General features: G+C 35.9%; 13 protein-coding genes. 1 reads left to right on the top strand and 12 read right to left on the bottom strand.

The features are described 5' to 3' along the window. Positions 1-2 precede the first annotated feature (2 nt). From T546_RS0102405 to T546_RS22650, 4 genes are all read right to left on the bottom strand, one after another. Positions 3-845 (bottom strand): sugar ABC transporter permease, encoded by an 843-nt coding sequence (locus T546_RS0102405; protein ID WP_026890244.1) that lies wholly within the window; start codon positions 843-845, stop codon positions 3-5. Then, on the bottom strand, positions 842-1732 hold the full coding sequence (locus T546_RS0102400) for a carbohydrate ABC transporter permease (RefSeq protein ID WP_026890243.1): 891 nt from the start codon (positions 1730-1732) through the stop codon (positions 842-844). The genes T546_RS0102405 and T546_RS0102400 overlap by 4 nt, the downstream gene beginning before the upstream one ends. 188 nt (positions 1733-1920) lie before the next feature. After that, complete coding sequence (locus T546_RS0102395; protein WP_242842177.1) at positions 1921-3150, bottom strand: extracellular solute-binding protein; 1230 nt, start codon at positions 3148-3150, stop codon at positions 1921-1923. A 55-nt stretch (positions 3151-3205) separates the two neighbouring features. Next, entirely contained in the window at positions 3206-5191 is a 1986-nt protein-coding gene (locus T546_RS22650) for an alpha-amylase family glycosyl hydrolase (RefSeq protein ID WP_051629543.1), read from the bottom strand. A gap of 173 nt (positions 5192-5364) precedes the next feature. On the opposite strand from T546_RS22650, the gene T546_RS0102385 reads away from it, so the two are divergent. Beyond that, the gene (locus tag T546_RS0102385) at positions 5365-6378 is read left to right on the top strand and encodes a LacI family DNA-binding transcriptional regulator (RefSeq protein ID WP_026890241.1); all 1014 of its coding nucleotides are present in this window, start codon (positions 5365-5367) and stop codon (positions 6376-6378) included. A gap of 121 nt (positions 6379-6499) precedes the next feature. Here the strand turns inward: T546_RS0102385 and T546_RS0102380 are convergent, their stop codons facing one another. From T546_RS0102380 to T546_RS0102330, 8 genes are all read right to left on the bottom strand, one after another. Beyond that, positions 6500-8125 carry an O-antigen ligase family protein gene (locus T546_RS0102380; RefSeq protein WP_026890240.1) on the bottom strand — a complete coding sequence of 542 codons (1626 nt, stop codon included), beginning with the start codon at positions 8123-8125 and terminating at the stop codon, positions 6500-6502. A gap of 338 nt (positions 8126-8463) precedes the next feature. After that, positions 8464-9381, bottom strand: coding sequence for an EamA family transporter (locus T546_RS0102375; RefSeq protein WP_026890239.1), 918 nt, complete (start codon positions 9379-9381; stop codon positions 8464-8466). Positions 9382-9756: 375 nt separating this feature from the next. After that, positions 9757-10488 carry a LytR/AlgR family response regulator transcription factor gene (locus tag T546_RS0102370; RefSeq protein WP_034597470.1) on the bottom strand — a complete coding sequence of 244 codons (732 nt, stop codon included), beginning with the start codon at positions 10486-10488 and terminating at the stop codon, positions 9757-9759. A 76-nt stretch (positions 10489-10564) separates the two neighbouring features. Further along, the gene (locus T546_RS0102365) at positions 10565-11797 is read right to left on the bottom strand and encodes an MFS transporter (protein ID WP_026890237.1); all 1233 of its coding nucleotides are present in this window, start codon (positions 11795-11797) and stop codon (positions 10565-10567) included. A gap of 4 nt (positions 11798-11801) precedes the next feature. Then, a complete protein-coding gene (locus T546_RS0102360) occupies positions 11802-12575 on the bottom strand; it encodes a DUF2087 domain-containing protein (protein WP_051629539.1) in 774 nt (257 codons plus the stop codon). Positions 12576-13030: 455 nt separating this feature from the next. Beyond that, positions 13031-15367 carry a B12-binding domain-containing radical SAM protein gene (locus T546_RS22645; protein WP_051629537.1) on the bottom strand — a complete coding sequence of 779 codons (2337 nt, stop codon included), beginning with the start codon at positions 15365-15367 and terminating at the stop codon, positions 13031-13033. A gap of 496 nt (positions 15368-15863) precedes the next feature. After that, complete coding sequence (locus tag T546_RS0102335) at positions 15864-17426, bottom strand: alpha-L-rhamnosidase-related protein (RefSeq protein WP_026890235.1); 1563 nt, start codon at positions 17424-17426, stop codon at positions 15864-15866. A gap of 15 nt (positions 17427-17441) precedes the next feature. Then, a complete protein-coding gene (locus T546_RS0102330; protein WP_026890234.1) occupies positions 17442-18797 on the bottom strand; it encodes a glycoside-pentoside-hexuronide (GPH):cation symporter in 1356 nt (451 codons plus the stop codon). Positions 18798-18884: the final 87 nt, after the last annotated feature.

The following is an 18884-nucleotide window of genomic DNA, read 5'->3' as shown; positions in this document are numbered from 1 at the left end:
CATTATCCTTTCACTCCTCCTGTAGTCAGTCCTGATACCATATATTTTTGTATGGAAAAAAACAGGATCAAAATAGGTACTGAAACTAAAATTGCGGCCGCTGAAAATAAGGACCAGCTTCTGCTATAATCATTGGCCTGAAGCTGATAAAGCCCGCCTGCAAGGTTATAGTTCTCCTCTTTCATTAAAAATGTAGTTGCAAATAGATATTCATTCCATACAAAAATCAATACCATGACCGCAGTCACAATAATGGAAGGCCTGGCAAGGGGTAATATGATCTTACAGATGATCTGTCCCGAGCTTCCGCCATCGATTCTTGCAGATTCTTCAATTTCGATGGGAATGGTATCAAAGTAACCTTTCATATTCCAGATACTGAATATACACATGCTTCCTGCATAAATCAGGATTAAACCCATGTAATTATTTAAAAGGTTCATGTTTTTAAATAATCTAAATATAGCAAACATGGATAAGATTTGTGGAAACGCATTCAGAATTAACAATAGCTTTAACATCTCATTTCTTCCCCGAAACCGAAAGCGGGAAAATGCATACGACGCTGTCACCGATGTCCCCATTGCAAGTATCATAGTCCCAAGACTAAGAACGACAGAATTCTTAAGCCATATAAGAAATGGCTCCTCCACAAGAATTGCTTTATAATTTTTCAAGGTAGGACTCTGGGGAAATAAGAATCCGTTTCCAAATGCAGAGCTATCACTGCTTACGGAAAGCAAAAATGCATATAAAATAGGAATTAAAGTAATAAAACATAACAATACAAAAAATACATTTAAGATACTTAAACGAGCCATGCGTTTTGCTGTTTTTATCCTCATACGTGTTCCTCCCGAATGCCTCGATTGACAAATAAAGAAAATAGAATAATAAATCCAAATATTACTATGGAAACAGCAGAGGAAAGCCCATAATTATTAGATACAAAGGCATTTTGGTGCGCATATGTAATAACAGTCTGAAGAGTTGCTCCAGTAAGAGAACCCTTTTGCATCGTTAATAAATAGATAATGTCAAACTGCTTAAAGGTGGTAAATGTCGTCATAATAATGGAAGGAGCTAATATGGGCTTAATGGATGGTATTGTTATATATAAATTTTGAGCCCACCATCCGCCTCCATCTAATCTTGCACTTTCATAATAGCTGATGTCCACACTCTGCAACGCCCCATCCATCATCATAATGAGAAATGGCAGTGCCATCCACAAGTTTAATACCATGCAGGAAATAAAAGCCGGAATGTTTTCAGATAAAAAATCCATGTTAGAAAACCCCAGCGCGGAACGTATTTTATTCAATAAGCCATACTGCGGATTATAAATACCTACTCTCCATAATAAAATTGATATGTAAGCCGGCATTGCCCAAGGAAACATCAGGAGTGTCTTGTATAATCTCGCCAGTTTTAGCCCTTCTGCATTCAACCCCAGTGCAATCAAATAGGCAGCCAAAATCTGTATGACCATATTTAAAACGGTCCAAATGATTGTTGTTAATAATGCAGACATAAAACCTGAATCCAGTTTTGTTAATGCACGTCTATAATTGTCCAAGGCTATAAATTCATAGTCCGTCCAATGATATAGATTCATATTTGTAAACGAAATATATATGGTATATATAATCGGAAATACTACAATTAATCCGATTAATATGATTGAGGGAAAACTATATTCCCATGGAAGAATTTTATTTTTCTTGTTCATAAATTGCCTACTCCTATATCCCCAATCTGCAGCAATCTGTCCTATAAAAAAGGACAGGTAAGGTGTCTCTACATAATCGTAAGACAAGTTTTCTTCTGTATGACCGATTAACTATTTAAAACAAGTTAACCGGTCATACAAAGAGCTTATAAAAGCATCCTCTGCTATCTTCCCGCGTACTTACACTTTTATTGCATATCTGCGATTGCAGTCTCTGCCTGCTTCTGATATTCATCCGCAACGTTGTTTAAATCTTTGCCTGATTTATTGACTGCCGCAAGAAGTGATTCTGCTGGCCCCCACATTACGCTCATTTGGGGAATGTTTGGCATAGGCTGAGCAATATCAGCAGTCTTTCTCATAGCAGCTATCATTTCATCCTTTGACACCGTTGGATTTTCATAGGATTTTTGATTCGCAGGAGCGCAGCCTGAGTTTTCTGCCAGATCAATTCCAAGCTGGGGATCAGCAATTTCTTTCAGCACCTTTTCCACCGCTTCTTTTTTAGTTTCCGCTGCATGCTTCATAACACCAATTCCCTGGACGCCTGAATATGGCACCAGTGCATTACCGTTTGGCATCGTAAAATCACATAAGGCTTTTATTCCATAATTGATTTTAGCTTCTTTCACGCCTGATATCAGCCATGGTCCGCCAATAATTGCCGCGGCTTTTCCGTCTTTAAACAGAGCATTCACCGTATTATAGTCCCCGTCCGCTTCTAATTTGGCAAACTTTCTATTATATTCAATTGCCTCCATGGTCTTTTTATCATTTAGTCCTGACTTCGCCTGCTCATTGATAATGAATCCGCCAAATCCGTTTATAAAGGGAGCTACATTATAAGCAGTTGAATGTTGGTTCACTAAAGCATAAGTTCCAGCAGTGGCATCTGTATGGTCTTTCATGTAGGAATAAAGTTCTTCTGTGGTGGAAGGCACTTCTCCCTCCCATAAATCCTTATTGTAAATAAAAAGCAGTGTTTCAAAGTAGACCGGCATCAGATATTGAGCCTCCTTATAATTCCCTGCTTTCAGCGTCATGGGAAGCATATCCGCATAAACAGCTTTGTCAATCACATCCGTGATCGGTGCCAAAGCTCCCATTTCCACGAACATTCCAAGAGAATCATGGGCATACATATACAGATCCGGTCCATTCACCTCATCGCTTCCATATAGCTTAATCTGATCTGTTAATCCGCTCTTCTGCTCGAATTTTACAGTGATTCCATCATCACTTAAAGCTTCATTTAGATGATCTTCCATCAACTGTATCATAGCCTTATCTCCATCATGCCAAATACGGATGGTATTGAGTGCCTCCGTATTCCCCTGCTTTGCCGCAACGCTGTCCGTATTTTTACTACATCCTGTAAACATTGCAGCAGTGATTGCAATACACAAAACCAGTGCCATCTTCTTCAATTCTCATGCCCTCCATTCAAAATTTTGAAATTATGTTACGAATCTTTTACCAGTCTATATTCACTGTCCCTGCCCCCGACGCTGGCACCGTATAGCTGCGATTATCTCCGCTTTGCCAAATGACATTGCCTGCCGCATTCTTCTTAATTGCTTTAAACTCAATTTTCTGACCTGCCGGAATATATACGGTCAAATTCCACTCAGGATAATTGGGGCAGGCTGCAGGCCCTGCTGCTTTGTTTGGATCCCAGTTTCCAAGTTCTGCGCAGTTTCCTAAAATATAAACATTCTGTCCCCAGTCCGTAGACGCATTGCGAATATGAATAGTCACCGGAATAGTATTACCTGCATTTTCATCAACCACATATATTTTGGAAGTGTCTCCGGTAAGGGTTATTGTTACTTTCTTATCTTGGGATACGGTTATTTTATCATTGGGATTCATTACATTTACTAACGTAGTCCCTGCTCTTATGGAGCTTTCAGCACGTATAGACATTGTTTCAGTATCGGTGCCTTTGGAATTATGAAACGCACAAATTATTTCCTGTCCTGCATTTTTTCCACTGTCCATTCTTCTTGAAAACGCATAGGTATGCATGGAAGTCCACATCTCACGTTGTGTTCCGAAGCTTAGGGCTTCATATTTTTCCCGAAGGTCGTTCAAAGTCCGGATAAGCTTATAGGTATTGGTGGATGTGTTAAAATAATCTTTTATTACATTGCCGTTTTGATCCTTCGTTACCATGGACCAACGATTCCAGGTATCTGCAATCCCATTGATCCCCTGACCATTGGCATTTCCTCTGTTTTGCTCTGTTCCCTGAAAGACCACCGGAGTTCCTCTTGCTGTAAATATAAACGTCAATGCATTATGGAGTTTATCAACATCGCCTCCAGCTTCTGTCAAAAAACGATTTCTGTCGTGATTGTCAATAAATGTAACCATATCATTCAGGTGAGTGCCATAAAGGTAATCCTGTGCTAAAATGGATTGAAGTGATATTTCCGATGTGTTGTTAAAATTCTTACCATATGCAAAATCATTTACAATAGCCTGAAACAGGGGAAAATCAAGCATGCCTGTTTCAGCGTTATCTCCAACCCAATCCTTAATAAATTCCACATGCATATCAAAGTTCTCGCCAAAGGTTGCAACTCCCAAATATTCCTGTAATTCATGAATATCAGATGGTTTCATACATTTTGCTGCATCCACTCTGGCCGCATCTGCCCCGGTATAGGTAAACCAGTTTTTTATAGAGTCAAACATTGCGCCCTTGGCATCCTTATTATCAAAGTCAATATCATCCAGACCACCCAGGTCATGATCTTCAAGCATCTGCGTGCTTGTTGATGTATGAGGGTGCTCTATGTTAAAGTTGATATCTCCTTTATTGTGATACCATGAGACATTATTAAACGGAGCCGCAGGCTGCAACTGAGTGCCCTCTTTTAATCCTGTACCGTTGGTATAATGCGCATTGCTTCCGATTCCCTGCAGATAATCTCCCACATGATTGGGAACTACATCAAAAATGACCTTAATTCCATTTTCATGGCAAACATCTACCAATTCCTTTAGCTTATCCTTGCTGGCCTGAGGATCTCTTGAACCGAAATAGCGATTGGCTCGATTGGGATCAAATACATTATAGCCATGATAGGCAGATGGCCACTGTTTGCCACTGGAATCCGGTATCCCCCATAGCTGCGGATCAGACACCGGTGAAATCCAGATTGCGGTATATCCCATTTCCTTAATGTAAGAAATCTTATCTATGATTCCCTGCCAATCACCGCCATGCATATAACGATAATCTTCTTCTGAGTTCTCTGCATATCGAAAAGCTTCTCCAGTTGCATTATTCGTTTTATCCCCATCATAAAAACGATCAACCATAATCTGATAAATAGACTCTCCCCGAAGACTTTCGGCTGCATTTACCTCCATTGGAGGTAACAGCGGCATTGTCATAATAAAACAAAGTACAAAGCTTACAATACGTTTTAACATCTTTTTCACTATCATTTCCCCTTCCTTCTCCATTCTTGATATGTTGTTTACTATTTTATAAAATACCGGTATTTATAAGCAAATTATAACAATACCACTCCTAATAACAAAGTTTTTTTATACATATTGCTTGATTTTTTTAGGTAAACGATATACTATTCTAATGGAGTTTAAGAAAGGGGTGTCCAATGGCTGTAACAATAAAAGATGTTGCCAGGGAAGCCGGAGTATCCACAGCTACGGTATCTAAAATCCTGAACAACAAGCCTTATATTTCAGAACGCACGACTCAGCGTGTCTTGGAAGTGATGAAACGTCTCAATTATCATCCCAATGCACAAGCCAGTAATTTCAAATGCAAACGTACTGGCAACATTATCTTTCTTGCTGTTACGGAAATACATACTGCCTTTCATAATCCTCACATGTTTGAAATTCTATGCGGTGCACAAAATGTAATCCGAGACAAAAACTATAATCTGTCTTTCTTAGGCGTATCTGACAAACAAGATGCTTTTGATTCAGCGAATAAAATCGTCGGTTGTAACACGGCTGATGGTATTTTGGTCCATGGCTCTGCCACTTCAAGGGCATTGATTGACTTTTTATCTAAAAACAACTTTCCACACATTATTATCGGGAGGCCCCCATTTGCCAGCCCCTCTTCCTGGATCGATACCAACAATCGCGTTTCTGGACAAATGGCAATGGAATATTTGGAAAAATGCGGCTATTCTCAGATCGCTTTTATCGGAGGGCCTAAAAGCGATGAAATATCAAGGCACCGCCTGCAAGGTTTTGTATCGTATATGAATATTAATGGACTGACCATACAAGATGATTTTATAAAATACGGTACCTATACAAAAGAAAGTGGATTTTTAATGATGGAAGAACTCCTAAGTCAACCCACTCTCCCCGATGCCGTTATCTGTGAGAATAATCAGATTGCAATGGGGGCTGTTGGGGCAATAGAAAAACATCAATTATCCATCCCAAAGGATATGGGACTCATTACATTTGACGATTATCCTCTCTCACAGCTCGTTGATCCACCTCTCACTGTGATTGATATAGATGTCCATGAAATGGGAAAACAGGCGGCTTCTATCTTATTGAGGAAGATAAAAAATCCGGGGCTTCAAGTTCAATCCTTTGTGACTCTTCCAAATCTAATTGTTCGATCATCAACCAGAAAATAAAATAAGGCATAAAAAATGCATCCTGAATCAGCTTTTAAAGGCTTCTCAAGATGCATTTTATCTGCGCCAGTTTCAAACTGACTAATCTCTAGCTATTATTATGACTCACTATGGGAATACTTTATATCCTAATGCTATTATCAGACCCTTTCTTACAGCTTGCCATTCCAATGCTAAGCAACAACCACATCATGGGAGTTACAATCACTACACTTATATTCACGACTGCTTGAGTCATATAACATATCACGGCAAAACAACAGGCTATTATATATGGCTTTGTCTTCACATTTTTCCACATACAGCGAATAGCTGAGCCAAGAAAAACAACATAAGCAATTAAACCAGTCAGACCAATGGTCATAAAGTACTGCAAATACTCATTATGGGCATTTTCAAAGCGTTGTGGCATTTCTTCACCGATTTTTGTTACAGTCAGTATTCCAAAGGTATCCAGTCCATGCCCAAATAATTTATGCATTGGAGTAAATTCCTTATATAATTCCATTGACTTTCTCCAGATATACCCCCGACCCGTTCCCCAGCTATCGTTAAATACGAGATAATTCCCCAAAGAGTCATACCTTGCTGCATTTCCAGCCACGTTTGCATCAAAAAGCAAAAAGCCAAGAACCAATATGGAAAGTATCATCAGTCCAGCCCAGCCATATAGGAACCCCAGTCCAACTTCCTCATTCTTATTCTGGCTTTTTTTAATCAGGATATAAACTGCAGCGTATACTGCCCACAGCCCTGCCACTACGTATATAAAACCTTTAAAGTCAGCCAATGTCTGAAACAAACTATCAAGCCCAATCACAGTATCCCCGTAAGCCTTGTTCATTTGGATAATGCATAGCACCACGGTACCGAATGTAGCAACCATCAGCAAATACCGTTTCATCCCGGTTTTACTTCTGAATAATAGAAAAGGCAGAAATCCAAACAAAGCCGCCAACGCCAAATATCCATTATCGCTGCGTCCCAGGATAATTGCAAAAAAGCTAACTACCATACAGAGATAACACCAGATGACTCTTATCCTACTTATAGAAATAGCAAACCACGTCGCTGAAGAACCTAAAATCAGCGCAACATAACCGGTATACATATTAATATTTCCAATGGTGGAGGTAAATATATCCCATTCTTCATACGCAATGTACTTATGAAGATTAAGGACATCCATCCTAAAATAATCTGTGATTCCAACAAAACATATCATCATACCACTGACCAGAAAAACATCCAGTACCCATTCCTTTGCCTTCCAAAACCGGCTAATCATCAGATAGGATGCAACATAGAGTGTCATTAAAAATAATCCAGAATATCGTCCTTCATTTCCCCAGAATGACTCATAAAAATAATCGGACTGAAAAGTTGAAATAACGAGAATAATCAAAAAAATGATAGCCCAACGATCAGCTGCACGAAATGTTTTTCTCCAGTTCTTTGGACGCAGCCTGGTAAAAAGAATCTTTGTATGCTCCCCTTTATATTTCTTGTAATCGATTACCAGCATAATTAGAGAAAGAATAAAACAAAGTGATAACATAGCCACAACACTGCCCCAATAGAATTGATATTTGAACACTAAAATATCTATGTAAGAATTATGATAGATGATTGGAAATACTAACACTAACAAAACAATAAAAAAGCTTATTACTCCATTGATGATGGATGAACAAGCTTCTGCAAAGGTGTAGTTATGTACTTTTATTTTTTTACTCTGTGAACTCAAATCATAGCCTCCATTCTCTTCCCCATATATTAAATAAAGTATAACATTCAATTGACTTAACTACAATTTACGATTTAATTAATATAAATGATAACTTTTTTAGAAGCTTGATTTATCTCATAGATGAGAACATTGGTCTGGTGCCCATATTATTCCAGATTTCTACTTTCCGCCAAATAATTTCTATTTGTATTCTAGTGGGCAGCGAATATCCTTCTCTAGTTCAGGCTGAAACATTTTTATTACCTCCTGCCAACAATATAAAACTATAGCTTTCGTATATCAAGTTACATATAAACTTAATAGTAACTTGATATACTTCAAAAATTATTTGATTTTCATAATTTCTTATGTAATTTGTTTAATAGTAAATGGGAAAAATTGGATATCAGCAGGCCTGAAATAATAATAATTCCTCCTACCCACTGTAATGCTGTCAGTTTCTCTTTCAGTACGATCTGTGCTGTAATAAGACCCGCTACCGGAACCAGGAGCGATAAAGGGGCTACCTCTCCAGCGGAGTATTTTGCGAGTAATGTACTCCATATACCATACCCAATCAGAGTTGCACACAACGCCAGATATACGATTGAAAAGATGGCTGTCCCATTGATATCGGTCAACTGATTCCAGACCTGTAAGGGCTTAGTAATAATGATTGCTGCTGTCAGCATAGGAATTGGCGGAACCAAACTGGACCATACAACCATGCTGAACATATTTAATTTCTTTCCATGTGCTTCTGCTTCTTTTGACGCATATCTAACTACAATATTTGAAATTCCCCAGAAAAGTGCCGCTAATATCGTTAGAAAAAATGCCGCTTTCGGTACAGCAGTGCCGCCATTGCCTCCTATGCTGCCGCTTATAAAATAAAGTCCTGCTCCAGCAATGATAAGTCCCACAATTTGGCCCTTCCTGATTTTTTCCTTAAACAGTACACCTGCAAATAATATGGTAAAAAATGCCTGTGACTGCAAGACCACTGATGCAACACCGGCAGGCATTCCTATATTTGATGCATAAAAAAGGCATGAAAACTGTCCTACACCAACGGTCATTCCATAAAGGACAACATATTTCCAACTGATATCTGGCCGTTTTACAAATAGTATTGCAGGCAGAGCGGCAACGGTATATCTTAATGCCACCAATAAAAATGGCGACATTTCATTGACTCCTAATTTAATTACTGTAAAATTGATTCCCCATAGTAGCACAACAAATATGGCTAGTAGTTTGTCCCTTGTTTTCATAAATTATATTCTTATGCCTCCTTATTATACTGACTTTCAATCCCTACAATTATAATAGGTTTGGAGCTTCTTTACTTAAGCTACTAATAAACTTATTATGAACTATTATCTTTTCAAGTCGCTAATGAATTAGATTATATATTATCATTGAAATAAAAGAAAGATATAATACAGGCAAGTTTTATAAAAAAGCTAACATTTTCTATATTTAAGGTTGATATAAGGAAAGTCAACGCTTATCTTGAAATTACCATGAAAATTGAAAACGCAAATCGCCTTACATCTGCAAGCGTAGTCTAAGTAAACTTAAACTTAAAGATCCCCGTGTGGCTGAATAAACTACACGAGGATCTTTAATGGAAAAAAAATATCTTTTTACTCTTCTTTTTTTTGCTCAATTAGCCAATTTCCAACAACTTTTCTGTTATGCTGGCTGATAGGTAATATTCTTTTATTAACCATTTCTATATAATTATATTGATAAGAGACTATATACGAATAGTTTACAATGTAAGATTTATGGATTTGGAGAAAATTCTCACCTGGAAGCTGCTTCATTGCTTCTTCTAGCTTTCCATAAAATTCATATTCTCCATCCTTTTCTATTATTTTAACCTTTTTTCTATTACTCTCCAAATATATAATGTCCTTAAAAGGTATTCTTTTATGAGTTCGGTTCATTTTAAACTCAAAATATTGATTTTCATTATCAATCAACATAATGGCTGTTTTTAAAACCTTCTTTATTTTTTCTTTTTTTAAAGGCTTCACTAGAAAGTTCAATGGACGAATATCAAATAATTTTATAGCATAGCTTTCTTTTACTGAAACATATACGATTTGTGTTATATTGTCATTTCTTTCTTCTCTTATCTTTCGTCCTATTTCTATGCCATTAATAGTCTCAAATTCAATACCAAGAAATATCAGATGATAGAAATTTTCTTTTATAATATACTTATATAATTCTTCACCTGAATAAAAAACATCCACCTCAAATTCTCTTCTCATACTATTTTGAAATACTATTATAATTTCTTCCAGTTGAGTACAAGTTACTGGATCATCATCACATATTGCAATATGTAGCAAGTCAATTCCCCCCATGCTTCCATAAGTTTAGATCTTAATTAAATTTATATAGTTTATTAAAAGAGATGTCTTATATGACCTCCTAGCTAATTTATTCATATATGAGCCTACTTTTACCTCTTTTCAATATAATCATAATAATAAATATAATAAACATATTATTCACGATATAAGTGACATCCGGTCCTATTATACTGGAAATAAAACCGGAATAAAGAATCCCTAACGGAACAAATAGACTAGAGCTAAATGCTAATAAAGCAAAAAAACGGCCTTGAAACTGCAGTGGAGTATGAATTTGAAAATAAGAATTTAATGGCACATTTACACATGTGGTAAAAAAGCCAATTAATAATTGTATTATTAGAAATAGAGAAAAATATAAAGTTTGTAAAGGATACAATATTATAGATAATCCGCCAGTAATCATCATCAATCCACTATTAATTATAATAAAATAATACATATAATTCTGTAATTTAATTTTGCGGTTTTTAAAGATGATGAACCCCGCAATTATCGTTCCTAAAATTGCCGTCGTGGACGTAAAACCAAATAATACATCAGATATTTTATATTTTTGAATTAAAATTCCTGGATTCATTATTTCCTCACTACCACCTACAAAAAAATTCAAGGACATAACTAAAATAAACAGATATAAAATATCTTTATGGTCCCGAACAAATTGAATACCTTCTGTGAGCTCTTTCATCCAATTAGATTTTACAGAAACATCAGATTTACACGACGTGTATTGTATGAAATATTCTAATATAGCAGACGTAACATATAAAATCACCATAATTAATAATATTATTTTAAATCCCCATAACCCAAAAGTAAGTGTCCCTAATACAGGAGCAATAAGTGATGCAGCATTATCACCAAAACTTTTTATACCATTATATCTTTCTATAGTCTCCAAAGAAACAATTTCCGAAAAGAATACTTTAGATGCTATCTCAAAAATATTAGAAACAATATTTATTATTATAGTAACGGTCAATAAAACCCCCGAATAAATATCTTTAACATTGTAAGTGACAAATAATACAAAATATAAGAATCCTGCTGACAGATCACACAGAATAATAATATTTTTCCTATTAAATCTATCCACGAACAATCCTAATAATGGTGTCACAATAATTGCCGGTACAGTAGACAATGTAAAAAAAACACCTGACCAAGCTAAACTTCCCGAGCTTTTTAAAATAAATAACGGTAAAACAATAAGATAAAAAGCCACTCCAAACTTTGAAGTTACTCTTCCCATAATTAACAAAATAATATTCTTTCTATATATCCTATCTTCCCCCATACTCTTACTCCTTGATCCAATATTCAGAGCAAGAATCCGTTCTCTCTAAAAAACCATATTCAATTAATAACCGCCGAATATATGGAAAATCACTGTAAATCTTTTTTAACACATTATTGACTTCAACTTCACTATAATGTATTCCTGGTGAAAAGTTACTTGCAATTTCCCTTAGTATTACGATTTTTCCCTTTTCTTTAGCAGGAAACTGTTTGATGCAGCCATTTTGATCTAAATATCTTGCTATCATTTTTTTCTTTTCCTCAACAGTGACATTGTAACGATCATCAATCATTGTAGCGGTTTTATGAGCATCATAAAATTGAGATGACGGTTCTTCCGATTTCATAAAGTCCTCCTTTTTTTTGAATAGATCCATAGCAGCTAAGAATAATTTAGCTTGTTTCTCATACTCATGTAACTTATATCGGTGATTTCTCACAGTAGAGCAGGAGATACCTTTTACTTCACTAATTTCTTTATCAGATTTCCCCTCTGCCATTAATTTTAATATGGATTGCTGTGTAGATGAAATTCCCAAAAAATTCGGATTCATATTCAGTAGATAATCTAACATGGAGCCATGCTTATCCTCATTATGAATTTTCATCATCTTGTACGCATCATATAAATGATTATTATGCTGAAATATTTCTCCTTTCGTAAAGGTTTCATTGCATATCAAACAATATACAAAATTATCATTTTCGTAAAAACCGTTTGTTAACTCAGTTTGTGTCACTTGCCATAACGATTTTCTTTCATCGTGGTCTTTCATCTTATCCTGGCCCCTTTTTAGTAATTTTTCATTTCTACTTTTCTACACTTATGAATACCACTATTCTATCTATTACATTTATGAACTTATATATGATTATAGACCTTTTCTCTGATTATGTCTATATATATGCAAACAAAAATATCATTTGTTTGCATATTATTAAACCTGAAACTACATTTAATCATAAAGCATAAGCTGTAATTCAGATTTTATTTTGTCTATATAAAAAGGAGTTGCTGCTATCGTAGATGATTTACCCACTCTTGCAACAACTCTTTTTAAAAAACCATTGTTAAAATTTTGCACCTTAAAGAAATGCTCAGAACATTAAGTTGCATACTTCATTACATAATCCTGATTTTCTAAACTCTCGGCAATTATTTCTTTTTCTTCAAGCTCTTTTAGCATTTCAAGTAACTGTTTGTCCATAAATTCACCTCCACTCTCTTCATTTATTCTAAAGGTATTAAGATCTTTGAATCAAGCATGATAGAAAACAGATTTCCCAGATCTTTGCCTTTAAAACCAAAATCATTTTTCTTTAACTCTGCCTTTAGGCATTCCAGAGAATGTCTCTTCTTGAAATAATCCAATAATAAAAAGGAGAGCTTGTTAATTTTACACATATCATAAGTAATTAGATTCAAAAGATAAATGACACCAGCATCATTTGTTTCTTTAACAACAAATTGATCATTTAATATACAATCAGTACTTTCATAATTAATCAAGTACTTATCTTTATGACTCTTATTGCTGATATTAAGGAAATTGAAATATATCATTTTATTAATTTCATCCAACAGTTCACCCTGTGAACTAGTTAATAGCTCCTGTACGGATATTCCCTCTTCCAATCGCTCTAATATAGTTTGATATTTATCATCCAGATAAAAAATCTGGTGATTCATACTATTATATAATACAAACCTCTTGTCTAACGCCAAATCATAATGATTGATTTTTTGAAAACTAACATGCTCATTTAAATTAACATACAAATCTTTATTTTCATTTCGTATATCATACATTAATTTCGTCTTTACATTATGATATTCTGTTTTGTTTACAGAATCCAGTATCCACTTTACTTCTGATACATGCAATCTTTCTGGTAAAAGCATATACTGGGTGAATAACTTATCTGATTGATGCTCGAATTGATGTTTGCTTACTAATCTTATGCTCTCTTCTGTTGATAGACCTTCTAATATATCAAAGGGAACATTAGTAGATAGATCACCCCGACCATCACGGTATATTTTATTAATGCTATATTTTTCAGGATAATACCATACATCAGAACCTATGTCTAAACCAAACTCTTGAAAGCCTCTTGATGAATAAGGAACTTTATACTTATTTTTTGATTCATTCAAAATCATAGTAGTATAATTGATTGAATTCAGAGCTTCTGCTTCTGTTTCCGTAGGGAAGCCAACCATAAAGAATAAATGTACTGGAATTCCGCTCTTTAAGCAATTACGTATGTTCATATCAATCCATTGGATTTTTACATTCTTTTTCATCTTATCGAGCACACGTTGATTGTATGATTCCAGTCCAAATTGAATTTGTCTACAACCACTTTTATATATTGCATTACAATTTTCTTCTGTCAATGTTGGACTAAATCGTGTCTCACCATGCCAATAGAAATCCAGATGCTCTTCATTTATCATTTCTGCAAGTTCAACCATTCTACTTGCTTCAAACGTTTCATCGACAAAAGAAAAAATACGTGAATGATATTTGGAATTAAGCTCTTTCATATTTTGTAAGACCTTGACCACTGGTATGGTACGATATCTCCCACTGGTTGCACTTGGAATTGTACAAAAAGCACATTTGTTAAAACATTGTCTACTAGTATATATTGGCAATACTAATTCCGGCATTAAATATTTATCCAATTGAAACCCGTCAAAATCAGGTACTGTATCATTGACAATAGACGTTGCCACTATATTATTCTTATAGATTTCATTTTGCTCACGGATATAATATAAATTATTGATACCCTCTAAGCTATCACCCTTCTCAACCGCATTTATTAATTGTGGCAGAACTGCCTCTCCATCATATAGCATAATAGAATCAAAATATTTGTAAAATGGATGACGATTCGTAAAATTATGTATTGCCAACCTGGTTATGTAATTACCTCCAAGTGATATATGCTTGACGTTATTACAATTTTTTTTAATCAGCAAGCATAACGTTAACGCCGAAATGAGTTGATACGACCCACTAATTGAAATTCCAATGAATTCAATTTTTTCTTTGTTTATTCTCTCAATGATCCCTTTTTTATAAAACTCAATAAAAGGATTGATATTGCTATTATCAATTACTTGCATAATATCATTGGTTTGTTTATAACCATATTTTAAATCTATTTTATTTAAGTCAATGGTACATCCGTCTATGGACTTGCTAATTAAAAATAAACTGTTTTTAATTATATTTTCAGCATAATCCCGCTTTTGCAAATCATAATATTCTTTCCCTCTGATGATTGATTTTGCAAGCTCAATTTTTAGTGCGGACTCCTTAACTAAATCAAAGGTTAATTGATCCCTGCCTTTTAATGACTTTTCACGTGTGATTATATCCAATGATTTAGTTACTCGTTCTGCAGATAACATTTCATCATAAAATTCAATATTTAAATCGACAATGCTTACATCTATATTTTCTCGCTCCTTTAGGTATGATTTTAATATAGGTAATGCTAAGTAAGGCCCTACAGGTGTCCACCCAGGAGGAAAAATAAGCAGTTTTTTCATTTTAACTTTGTATGATTGTATTTAAAATGCTAATCATACTCTCCTTTCCCTTATTAATATAGAAATCAAAGAATAAGTATGTAAAAGTACATGAAGTGAAGTTTTCTGAAATTATGGATAGCATTATCAGCTACATTGATATCATTCTACTTATTATTTATACAGATATTTTCATAAGATTTTATCAGAAAAATGAACCTTTTTTTATTTATGGAAAAAATGATATATACTTTTGCCATAATTTAAATTCTTGGGCATTGGGTTAGAAAAACAGACGCAATTGTCTCTAGCGGACTTTCGCGTCTGTTTATATTGGTCACTGCTGCTGGGCTCTCAGCCTATTATATATTTGGAAAATTTCTTATCCACTAACTCTTTATCCTCCGTATTGGCAACTAATAAAAGTGTTTCTTCCAAATTCAGGCTGAAAATTCCCATGCAGGTTGTAACCACCCGTGTTGGAATGAAAGGGGATAGCTTATGGAATGGTTGATCCTCACACCTCATTTGATAATTTTCGAAGCAGATAAGCAGGGGTACAACTCCATGCATGGCAGTAGCTGTTTACTGCAGAAGAGCCATAGGGAGATTCCTGAGGGTTATTCGGATTATACAATTCCCAGAAAGTATCCGCTCCCTGTAAAAGCATACCTCCCCAATAATATTTCATATAGTCTATTGCTTTTTCCTTTTCTCCACAGAGGATTAATGCTTCTACAAAATGATGATTCATATATGGAGTCACCATCCCCATCTCTGGTTTCAGTTCCACAATACGATCCATCAGCATTCTGGCTTCCTCTCCTGCTTTTACACCAGCCAAAACCATCCATACCTGGCTTGCATATGAAATCTGACGTTTCTCTCCGCTGATAAATACCCCTTGTTCCTCATCCCAAAAATAATTAAGGGCTGCGCTCTCAAACCGTTTTCTTTCTTCCTTTAATTCATCTGCAAGTTGAACCTTGTCTAAAGCCTCAGCCAGAACAATAACGTCATTCAACGCATATATGTAGATTGCCTGCGCACTGGCCTGCTTATTCAGCCCCTCTTTCCAGTCAACAAAACACCAGTTACTATCACCCTCCTGAACCACGTTTCTTTCATCGAAACGCATTCTGGACAATTCAATCTGACGATATGCTGACGGCCAAAGCTCTTCTACCGTCTTTATATCATTTGTAGCTTCATAATAGTCTTTTAAGGTGGAAATGAAAAACAGAGAATAATCAAACATAAACGTATCATCCACCAGATACTCCGGTTCTGTAAAAAGACAAGCTCCTATGGCTCCGTCATCTCTGATAAGTCCGGCAAATAAATACATGCACCGTTTTACCAATCCATAATCTTTAAACGTTGCATAATTTGCCAAAGCCTGAAGCCTTAAATCTCCCAGCCAAAGTCTACGGTCACGCTTCGGTCCATCTTCAAATACTGACTGCATACAATTTTGAAGAGTCCTTAGACTGACTTTGTCCATACGTTGCAGAACTGGCTCTGAAGCAGAAATTGGCTCTACCTCTTCCATATCTACAGCCGAAATCGCTCTGCAAACCACTTCTTCCACTACAACCTGAAATTTTAAAGAAGTATCAACCGCGTAAATTTCCAAAAACCGGAATGCATATCGCCTTGGCAAATGCAGCCAGGTTGGCAGCACATCCAAATGAATGTATTCTTCTTGAATCCAACTATGGCTGATCCACCCATTATATTCCTCTGAATTTTCCGTTATTTCTTTTGGAACCTCACCAAATTTCAACCTTAAATAAGCCGGCGCATCCTGAGGACTCCCTATGGATTTCAATTTTAAACTGACATAGCCTACTTGATGGTCACCAAAATCCAGAACAATGGATTCCCCTTTCTTTAAAGGAAAAAGCTCTAATTCACCAATTTCTGCTCTTGGTTCCACTTTCCCAGATTTATTGATGGACACAATTTTTATTGGTTTCACTTGTTTCTCTATCAGCTTTGGTTCCAGCTTCATTGCCTTTTCCACAAATACATCATTTGTAATTCTCTTCATATTTAAATCAACACTAACTGCTGCCACAATATCCCTCTCTTCCTAATTTTCTTTTCTTCTTGCTTCCAGCTCTCTATTAATATCTGGTAGCTTCTTATCTAAGTCATAGAATAAAAATGTTACAATTGTTAATACATTTGCTGCAATTGGAATCCAAATATACATTGCACTGATTGCATTTAAAGCTGATGCAGACTGTACCGGGGCATTGGCAACATAGCCACTTGCAGCCAGCATTGCGGCTGCAACGGAGCTTGCAACTGCCATTCCCACCTTACCGATAAAGCCGTTCACCGCAGATAATGTTCCTGAGATATTAATCCCGGATTTCCATTCTCCATAGTCGACAGGATCTGGCTGAATTGCAAAATGCATACTTCCTTTTAGACCATAGCCAAGAGCTGCAACCACCACTCCCAAAAGCACCAACGGAATGAAACTGCCGCCAATAAAAACCACCACCAATCCAGCACCATGTAATACGGATCCTACGATCATTAAATTTCTTTTTGTAGTCAAACGAGATAAAAATGGAACACAAAGATTTGTAACCACTGGTATCAAAGTTGTGATGGTAGCGGCAACACTGGAAAGCTCTTTATTATCCAGATTATATGTAAAGTAGAATATGATTGCTCCCGCCTGGATCACAAACCCGCCGAAAAACCAGATAATGTTTGCTGCAAAGAGAAGCCACGGTTTATTATGTATCAGACAGCTTAGGCTTGCTTTTATACTTACTTTCTCCTCATTGATCCGTATTCTTTCTTTTGTATTAAAAAAGCAGAAAAAGAATACCAGACAGCCTACGACACCGAATATCAGCATTACAATCCGAAAACCTACGGCTTCATTTCCCCCTCCCAATCGATCCACCAATTTAAGAGTAAATGCTGATACCACAGTTGAGCCTATACAGGAAAAAAAGATACGACTGGTTGCCAGGTTAGTTCTTTCTCTGGGATCTGCTGTTAATGCCGGTAAGATAGATGCCATGGGGATGTTTACCATTGTGTACGCCACAGACAACAATATAAAGGTTACATAAGCGTAAATCAGCATTCCTTTCTGAGATATATCTGGTACACTGAATGCCAGAACTGCTGTCACTGCAAATGGAATGGCACCTGCGAAAATCCAGGGCCTTGATTTCCCCCACTTCGTGTTTGTCCTGTCAATCATAAAACCCACAGCCAAATCAATAAAACCATCAAAAATTTTCGTTACCAAAAACATCACGCTTACCGCTGCGGCATTGAGATGCATGACATCGGTGTAAAAATACAACAGGTATAAGGAAATAACCTGCCAAATCAAATTGCATGCAAAGTCAGAAGAACCATATCCAATTCGCTGGCGCCATAGACTTTTTTTCATATCTTTTTCTATTGTATTCATCTCGTGAAAACCCTCCCCTTTATTTGGTATGGCCATGATATCATTACGTAGTTGTTTTTTCTATTGAATAATTTATGATATTGACTT

The sequence above is a fragment of the [Clostridium] aerotolerans DSM 5434 genome (genome assembly GCF_000687555.1).
Taxonomy (GTDB): domain Bacteria; phylum Bacillota; class Clostridia; order Lachnospirales; family Lachnospiraceae; genus Lacrimispora; species Lacrimispora aerotolerans.
The sequence above is the reverse complement of the archived record's forward strand: the minus strand, read 5'-3'. Positions and strand labels throughout refer to the sequence as shown.